Source organism: Actinomycetota bacterium, from assembly GCA_030018275.1.
Lineage (GTDB): Bacteria > Actinomycetota > Aquicultoria > Subteraquimicrobiales > Subteraquimicrobiaceae > Subteraquimicrobium.
In genome coordinates this window covers 26,907-35,858 of sequence record JASEGB010000005.1, presented here as the reverse complement: position 1 = coordinate 35,858, position 8,952 = coordinate 26,907, and the positions used below count along the sequence as shown (strand labels likewise).

At 44.7% G+C, this 8,952-nt stretch carries 8 protein-coding genes; 2 read left to right on the top strand and 6 right to left on the bottom strand.

The window, feature by feature from the left end; genetic code table 11:
* The 5 genes from QMD66_03070 to QMD66_03050 all read right to left on the bottom strand — a co-directional run.
* Positions 1-1,674: cytochrome c3 family protein (locus QMD66_03070; GenBank protein MDI6821844.1), on the bottom strand; the 1,674-nt coding region annotated here is incomplete at its 3' end.
* A 396-nt stretch (positions 1,675-2,070) separates the two neighbouring features.
* Entirely contained in the window at positions 2,071-4,095 is a 2,025-nt protein-coding gene (locus QMD66_03065; protein ID MDI6821843.1) for a cytochrome c3 family protein, read from the bottom strand.
* 298 nt (positions 4,096-4,393) lie between these two features.
* Entirely contained in the window at positions 4,394-4,741 is a 348-nt protein-coding gene (locus QMD66_03060; GenBank protein MDI6821842.1) for a type II toxin-antitoxin system PemK/MazF family toxin, read from the bottom strand.
* 24 nt (positions 4,742-4,765) lie between these two features.
* Complete coding sequence (locus tag QMD66_03055; GenBank protein ID MDI6821841.1) at positions 4,766-5,008, bottom strand: ribbon-helix-helix protein, CopG family; 243 nt, start codon at positions 5,006-5,008, stop codon at positions 4,766-4,768.
* Between the two features lie 129 nt (positions 5,009-5,137).
* Entirely contained in the window at positions 5,138-6,043 is a 906-nt protein-coding gene (locus tag QMD66_03050; GenBank protein MDI6821840.1) for a 6-bladed beta-propeller, read from the bottom strand.
* Positions 6,044-6,566: 523 nt separating this feature from the next.
* Here QMD66_03050 and QMD66_03045 point away from each other — a divergent pair.
* Together QMD66_03045 and QMD66_03040 are read left to right on the top strand one after the other, a co-directional pair.
* Positions 6,567-7,496, top strand: a complete 930-nt coding sequence (locus QMD66_03045; GenBank protein ID MDI6821839.1) for a NapC/NirT family cytochrome c — start codon at positions 6,567-6,569, stop codon at positions 7,494-7,496.
* Between the two features lie 13 nt (positions 7,497-7,509).
* Complete coding sequence (locus tag QMD66_03040; GenBank protein ID MDI6821838.1) at positions 7,510-8,565, top strand: NapC/NirT family cytochrome c; 1,056 nt, start codon at positions 7,510-7,512, stop codon at positions 8,563-8,565.
* Positions 8,566-8,674: 109 nt separating this feature from the next.
* Here QMD66_03040 and QMD66_03035 read toward each other — a convergent pair whose 3' ends face one another.
* Complete coding sequence (locus QMD66_03035; GenBank protein ID MDI6821837.1) at positions 8,675-8,938, bottom strand: tetratricopeptide repeat protein; 264 nt, start codon at positions 8,936-8,938, stop codon at positions 8,675-8,677.
* Positions 8,939-8,952: the final 14 nt, after the last annotated feature.

Genomic DNA, 8,952 nt, shown 5'->3' with positions numbered 1-8,952 from the left:
ACCATCGTTATCCAAGTCGGCGAAGGCTGGTACTGCGTAGGTGCCCACATCTGGAGCGTTCCAAGAGGATTCGGCGGTCCAGGTGGGGCTGGTTGCACTTCCAGTGTTCTTGTAGGCGTAGCTTATGCCACTTGCTTCGCCAATTAGTAGGTCATAATCGCCATCGTTATCTAAGTCGGCGAAGGCGGGTGCGGCGTAACTACCTACATCCGGGGCATTCCAGGAGGAATTTGCAGTCCAGATGGGGCTGGTTGCACTTCCAGTGTTCTTGTAGGCGTAACTTATACCATCATAGGCTCCGATCAACAGATCATAGTCTCCATCACCATCTAAATCAGCAAAAGCAGGTTCTGCATAGTTGCCCACATCCGGCGCATTCCACGCGGAATTTGCGGTCCAGGTAACACCCTTCTTGATTAAAGGAGTTTTGACATCCGGGGCACCATAACTGTTACCATTCACATGACATGCCGAACCCCAGGGGTCGTAAAGGCACGTTCCCGTGGTAGACGTAGTTGTATCTTCACCACCTCTTAATAGACGAGAATAGTCGGTTCCATGAAATTCATGGCAGTTGGTGCAAGCTCTTTTGTCGCCAGTAAGGACTGTGTAGTGAGCGGCACTGGTGTAGGCAGACTTGTTCCAACCCGGGAAGAAGGGATAAGAAGAGACGGTCGGGAAGGTAATGGTATAGGGAACAAAGGTGGTTGAACTACCCCAGGTCTGCGTGGGTGGAGAACCATCGTGGCATTTTATGCAAAAGTTTGTATGTGCACCCACTTCGCCAGAAAGGTTGTAGGTGTTATCAGGATCAGATGTCTTAGCGGTTGTTTTCACAGTATGGGGACCATGGCAACTGGTGCACTCAACCTTTGCCCCCGTCAAGCCATCTCCTGTAGTACCAGTAATAGCATGATGAGATGTTTTGGCAAAATTGGTCTGGATAGTGGTGTGACAATCGTAACATAGATTCTCTTCACTCTTTTTGGTCAACCAAGTATATCTGGTAGGGGAAGGAGCATCATGAGGATAGTGACAACGAGTACACTTAATGTCCGAGGCTGGATTGGTCAATTGAGTATCATGAGCCGCCAGATTCTTGTAGGTATTCTGAATATTATAAGTACTTCCCGTACCGTCGTGACAGACATAACAGATATCTATGGAAGGGGTGCGCCTGTATACATTGACATTGCTCTCCGCCAAGTGAACCTGGTGACAATCACGACAAAAATTGGTTAAGTTGGAATAATTGTAATGTGGGTTCTCACTCCCCACCACAATGGCATTATCATTGATAACACCAGTAGAGACGCCACTCTCATTACCAGCGGCATCAACCGCAGTTACTTGATAATAGTACCTTTCTCCTGGAATACCAGTGGAATCGGTGTAGCTTTCAGTGGTTACATTGTCGGAAAGAGGCTTTGCTGCAGGTTTATTGGCATCGGTAATAGTGGATAAAGCCCGATAAACTTTGTAGTGGTCTTGGCCCCCTGGAGCTGTCCAGGAAAGATTGATATTGGGAGAAGCTCCAGCCGTAACATTCAAACCTGTTGGTGGATTGATAGCAAAAGCGGGTGACACAAATAGGAATAATGCTCCAAGAACAAAAACACCAACAAAAAGAAGAACAAAAGTTTTTTTGGCATGCTTTAGTAACTTTGAATGCATCAAATTTCTCCCCAAAAATCCTTTTGGATTATGTTTTTTAACTTCCATCCATATTATCGTTGTTTTTCAAAGTATCCTTTAACGTTAGGCTCGACAAATTTGACAGATTTCCCCAATTAATAACACTAGAAATTAAAAACCGTATCACTTTCTACCGCATTTTCAGTATTCAATTTATTCAAGCATCGCTTTTCACTTTCTTAAAAAATGGAGCTAAAAAAGAAAATGCACGAGCTTTCACTCGTGCTCAAATTACTTGAAATCTCTCACAAACCCAGCAGCTACTTTCCTAAATCTTTAGGTTCTAACTTTAACTCAGATTCCAGCAAAAAGCACGGGATTTGTGCCCGTGCTTTCTATTGCAAATCCTTTATTTTAAATTCTTTTGGGTTCTAACTAGAACCTTCCACTTCCGTGGTAATGACAGCTAAAGCAGTTATGGTGCCACTTATGTCCTTTAGTGTGGCAAGCTTGACATAGGTTCCAAGGCTCGCCAACCCCTGTGGTCACAGTGATGGAGTACGTTTGATCCGTGGTGATGCTCTCCCTAATGTGATAGATATTCTTAGAGCCATGGGGATCGTGACAATCCGTGCAGGGAAGAGCAGCCATTCCCCTTTGATAAGGTGGTTTTATGGCACCCATTCCACCGTCCATCATTCCATCGCCTGTACCCGCTTTGTCCCCGTGATAGTCCTTAATGTAGGCTTCTTTAACATTAATTAAAGTTACAGTGGGAGCGGTTACTCCAGACGGATAAACATTATCATGGCATTTGTTGCAAAATTCCCTATAGCCCGGCAGAGTGACCGTCCCCGTGGTATAATCAACGGTCATGGTGCCCGAGAACAATTGTGCTCGATTATCGGGATCGATAAATTTACTCCGAATTAGAGTTGGTGGGGCGGTGGAGTAGTCATAATCATAATATCCCGTATTTATGTGGGGGTTGTGGCAATGGATACATTCGACTTTGGCTCCACTATAATTCTGGGCATCTAAACCGATGTCATGACGGGTATTTATCTTCGGCGAACCAGGTGGACCATTATAGGTAGCTGTTCCCTTGGTAAAACCATCATAAATATTGATACCACTGACCGAACCCGTGGTTGCGGCATGACATGCTTTCTGGGCAGGATCTTTACCATAGCAGAGGAACTCCTCCTGGCTATTATTATTCCATTCCCATTTGAGCAACAATTTCGGATAGAGATCATCATTGGGACCCGTTATGCTATCGCTTCTCCCATGGGGATTGTGGCAGTTGATGCACTCGCCCGAGGTGGCACCTCCCGTGAGCCAGGCACCGGTATCATCGGGATTTGGCCATACCGCATAAATTGAGGAATAATGGGGCGTGAGTAAATACCAAGCCATCCCCCGATAGGAACAGGTTGCAGGTAAAGTGATGGATGGATCGTCGTGACAGGCTTTACATAAATCATTTCTATCGTTGCGCCTTATATCGTTATAAGGAGAGCCATGAGGATCGTGGCAATTCAAGCAGAGTCCGGTGGCATATGTGGTGCCGGGATATGTCGTTAAAGCAGCGGTTCCCCCCAGATAGTGCTCGGTCTTATTGTAGATGGTTTTTCCATACCAAGCATCGTTCGGGAGTAAGAGATAAGAAATGTTCTCGTGACAGGCGTAGCACACGGTGTTATTATTTCCCGTCACCGATTGTCCTCTGATGGTGTCCTTGATTAATTTTGGTCTCAAATCCTTATTGCTGTGTGGTGAATGACAATCGTGACAGTACTTCATGGTCACTCCATCCGGTTCCGTCTCGGGTTCGATGGAATGACGAGAGGGGTGAAGGAAAAGTTGCTTAATGTTGTAGGGACTCCCGGTTTCATCGTGGCAAACAAAACAGACTTCCTTTTCGCTCTCTCGACGAAATACCAGAGTTGAGCCCGGGGCGAGATGAATGCGATGGCAATCCCGACAAAGGTTTGAAAAATCACTGTAGCTATCATGTGGGTTTTCACTCCCTGATACGGTGGCATGATCATTAATGACATTTATGGAAACCGGGCTTTCATTGCCCAAGGTATCAACCACGGTGACCTGGTAGTAATAGGTTTCTCCAGGAATACCTGTGGAATCGGTATAGATTGTGGCTAGTACTTTAGGAGCTATGAGATCCGCCGCTCCCTTGTTGGCATCTGTGATTGTGGAAAGAGCTCTGTAGACCCTGTAATGGTCCACCGCCTCCCCGGGAAGAAGAGAAGGTGGATTCCAGGCAAGATTGATATTGCAGCTTGGAGGCGCTTCAGCGGTTACATTCAAACCCGTGGGTGGATTGATGGCAAAAGCGATGCTGTTAAAAAGGAGAAATAGAATTAAAATGGAAAGGGCGATCAAAAAACCCACTTTTTTATTGAACAGAAAATGAATATGCAACTTTTTCTCAGTCACACTGGATCACCAATTTATAAATGTATCTATTCCAAAATTTGCCCCTCCTAGAGATTGTGATTATTTTAACATATTCGTCGTTTTAGCAGTATTTCCTCTTATTTTTGGTTCAAAATGACATCCTCAATGATATTTATACCCAAATTGTACATGGGTCATGAATCACCGAATGTTTTTCTGAAGGCAGCAAATTCTGAAATTATGACCCAGCTATACCTAAATTATGCGGATAAAGAAATTGGCAACCTGGCTGCTTCAGGATAGTAAAGTGGAGATTTTGCAAATAAGGGAAGAAAAATCAATCGAGCTCAAGAGCTATATGTAAAGCTTCATCGACTTCCTTCATTATTGCTTCATCCAATGTGCATATGTACTTTTCCAATCTTCTTTTATCAATGGTCCTCAGTTGAGAACATAAGACCTCCGATTTTTTCGGAAGTATACCTTCAGGAAGAATCACATTCATGGGATATTTTCTCTTTGACACCTGGGAAGTGATGGCTGCCACGATGGTCGTGGACGCATATTTATTGCCAATATCGTTTTGAACAACAAGTGCTGGTTTTCTGCCTCTCTGTTCTGATCCTTTCACGGGACTAAAATTCACCCAATAAATCTCACTGCGTTTGATTTCTCTCACCGACATCCCTCTTCTACGGAGCATTTGGATTTACCATTCGGGTAAAGTTTCAACTTGAGCAGCAAGATCCTCTTCCGCAAGTTTTCTATCCGGTTTAACTCTCTCAAGATATCCCTCTTTCATATCTTCACGTAATTTAAGCCCGCGCCAGATTTTAATGCATTCTTCGAGCAGCTGACTCCTGCTCCTATGTTTCTCCCTCGCTTCCAAATCCAACTCCTCTAAGAGTTCGGATGAAATGGTTGCACTAATTCTAACTCTCCGGCTCGCCATTGATACCACCTCTTAATACAAATATATATTACTTTTTATATTTAAAGGGAAGCGCAATTTTTAATGAATTCGAATTATTGGTCAAAAGAGATATTTTCGCAGGAAGGAACATCGAGGGGGACAGTCCCCCTAATAGCGCCAGACTAGGATGGAATTCTCCCCTCGATCCGTAATATAAATTTTCCGGGCGGAAGTGGAGATGGCAATCCCGTTGGGGAAACCAAATTGATCTTTGCCCTCACCGAACTCACCATAAGAGAAGAGGTGCTCTCCCTTGGCATCAAAAACAAAAACCGCTCGTGAAAAAGTATCTACGACGTGTATTCTTTCCTCGCCATCGATGGCTATTCCTCGAGGAAGACTAAAAAGCACTTTAGATCCCCCAAGAAAACTCAGGAATTTTCCTCGGGAATTAAAGACCTGCACTCGTCTATTGTTTGAATCGGCTACCAGAATTCTGCCATCTTCCAAGGCAGCAATTCCATTTGGATATAGAAAATCCCCCTTCCTACTTCCCATTTTCCCGAATTTAAGTAATAATTTGCCTCTCTTGTCAAATACCTTCACGCTTTGATCTCCAATATCGGTCACATATAGTTTATTGTTTGCAAACGCCAAAGCAAGAGGCTTAACTAGAGCCCTTGAATTCTTTGCCCTGGGAAAGTTGTAGAGAAATCTTCCCTGGAAATTGAAGACCATAATCTTTTGGGAGCGAATTTCCGAGACATAGATTTTTCCATCACGGTCTATAGTAATTCCCACAGGATAGGTGGTTGGTTTCTCGACTGCTATTGTGGTCACTGGAAAGGAGGATAAGAAGCGTCCATCCAAATTGAAGATCTTTATCTCAGAATTCCCACTATCCGCAACGAAGACTCTGTCGCGAAAAATAGCTACTCCAAGGGGTGTACGTAGTGGGTTCACCAGCCTGGCATCCTTACTTTTCCCTTGGATACTGAAGAGAAATTCGGGAAGTCCAGTCACAGGGGGCTTACTATAAAAAAGATAAACTAAGATGATGGCTAATACCGCCAACAACAAAAATCCAGTTATAAAAGCCCATCTTTTTTGCGAAAATTTCAACATTACTTTCCACAAAGTCCGTATCTGAAAACTTCTCGGATTCGTAGAAATTTTTGTTGCCTCCTAAAGTGATTGGCCGTATTTTATTCGTGCCTATGATAGCAGGATTAAAAAGCTCAAAGCAAGGCTCACCTGTTAGCAGAGACCATTAGCAGAAGCACTCCGCCACCTAAGTCTTCTTGTGCCCGCCCAAATGAAGGAAAAATTGCGGGAGATGAACTCCCACGCTACTAGAATTTCCCAATTTGCACCTGATTATGTTCGCCTGTAAAATAAGCCTAAAGCGCCACAATAAATATTTAGCGGGAGATGAACCCTCGTACAAACAGGTCTTTAGACCTGTTATTAACAGACCTAAAGGTCTGCTTCTACAGGACAAAATCCTACTGTAGGGGCGGGACTCCGTGCCCGCCCAAGAAAAATTTGCGGGGGACGAGCCCCCGCACTACAGGAATTTTTTGAAAGGAAATTAAAAGTGGCAAAAAAGAAGGCCTGGATCATTGTCACTATGGTACTCATGGGATATATCCTCATTGTAACAGGTCTGATGATCCTCACATCCGAACCCTTCTTCTGTAAATCCTGCCATGTAATGAGAAGACCTTATGAGACCTGGAAAAACTCCCCCCACAGTCGAGTAAGTTGCTACGATTGTCACGGTGAACTCGGGGCATTAGGTTTCCTCGAAGAAAAAATGGAAGAATTAAGAATGATTCTGCTTTTTCCAACCAAATCGTACCAAAGACCCATATCAAGCACGGTAAAGAATGATGGTTGTATACACTGTCATAGAGAAATCCTCCAAAAAATCGTAGTAAAAAGCGCCATCCGCATAAGTCATGACGATTGCATCCCCCAGGGAGGAAAATGCACGGATTGCCACAATACAGTCGCCCATGGGAAAGCTTTGACAAAGGAAAATAATCCTACTATGGATAAATGCACACAGTGCCACGGAAAGAAAGCAACCAAGGACTGCCTCAAATGCCACGTGAAGGGGGAAAGGAAAAGACATGCGGGTCCTTGGGCTGTGACTCATGGGACCACATGGGAGAAGACTCATGGTATGGGTGATACATCAACCTGTATCATTTGCCATGAAAAAGAAGATTGCGAAAGATGCCACAGTTTAATGCCTCATCAGATTAACTGGCCCCATATCCACGGAAAAAAATTCAAAAAGGATGATAAAAACTGTCTCACCTGTCACATTCAAAGCTTTTGTGACAATTGCCATCAGATGGAGATGCCTCATCCCGAAGGCTTCTTGAAAAAACACTCGAAGGAGTTTAAAAGGCTTGGAAGGGGAAAATGCCTTAGATGTCACGTCAAAAAGACATGTGGTTACTGTCATATCAAACACGTCCACCCGGGAGTGGTAATGCCCAAGGTCACAGCCCCATAGATGAAGGATAATGATGCCAAAGAATTGGCTCTATCTATTGAGCAAAGAAAGAATAATATCGATCCTCAGGAACCCGGAAGCTCATCCACAGGAAGCCGTATTGCTCGTGGGTATGTTCATCATTGTGGTGTTAATCATCCTAACCATTGCGGCTTTAATAGTCTTTAGACCATCCAAGGAAAAGAAAAAGCCTCCCAAAAAACTCACTAAAAAACAGATGGCCATCCGGGCGGGCATAACCATCGCCATTATTTTGATCCTTTTCGCCTCAGCAATGTATTATTCATCTTTGCCAAATTTCTGCCGCTCTTGCCATACCATGGAGGGAGAATACTACGCTTGGAGAGAATCTCCCCACAAGAAGGTAAATTGCCTTTCTTGCCACCAGCAGCCCGGTGTGCTTGGACTGTGCATGGAAAAAATGAGAATGACCTCAATGATCATCTCCCAGTTAGGGCGGGGTTACAAAGAACCCATAACAGCCATTGTAAGCGGCGAGCCCTGCCTCTCTTGCCACTCGGATGTCACCCGAGAAAAGAAAATTAGATATACCATAGGAGTGAGCCACAAAGAGATTCTCAGTGGTGGATACAAATGCACTGACTGCCACAATACAATAGCTCATGGTAAGATGGTTCCCGATGGAAAATCTCCCAACATGAAAGAATGTGTCCTTTGCCACAATGATAAGCTAGTTACCAGCAACTGTCGTTTGTGCCACGTTGAAGATGTAGGCAAGAAGCCTCGGGAAGAGATGGACTACCCGAAGGTCCATTTGGAGGAACCGACCCACTGCAGGGGATGTCATCCCATTGAGACATGTAATCAATGTCACGGTTTAGAGATGCCCCACCCTCCCAACTGGAAAAAGAAACATCCTCGCGAGGGTTTCGTGAATAAGAAGCTCTGCTGGAAGTGCCACAATATGCCCTTCTGCCAGCAGTGCCATAAGAGAATACCCTGGCCACATGCAGAAGACTTTCCGAAAACCCACGGTCCTGCCTCTAAGGTACCTGGTGCATGCGGCTGTCACGAACGGGAAAAGTTCTGCCCCATCTGCCACGAGTAACCGGGTGTCCACCCCGGAGATTTGTGCGTGGGGTTCACCTGCCCGTCGGCAGGCGGGTCATCGACAAAGGAATTGCAGGAGAGAAGTTCCTACCGGCAGATAGGCCATGCTACTCCTTCAATTGCTTGAGGGCTTTGTGAGCTTCCATATTGAATGGATCCAACTCCAATGCCTTTTTATAAGCACAAATCGCTTCCTTTACCACTCCCTTTTCGTGATAAACCTTCCCCATGAGAAGATAGGCATCCAGTTCATCCGGTTTTAACTCCACCGTCCTTTGCCACTGGGCAATGGCTTCATCTAGCTCCCCTTTTAGATAATACGCCACTCCCAAGTTGTAATGAGATTGAGAATAATTTGGCTCCAATTCAATCAGTTTTTGTAGGT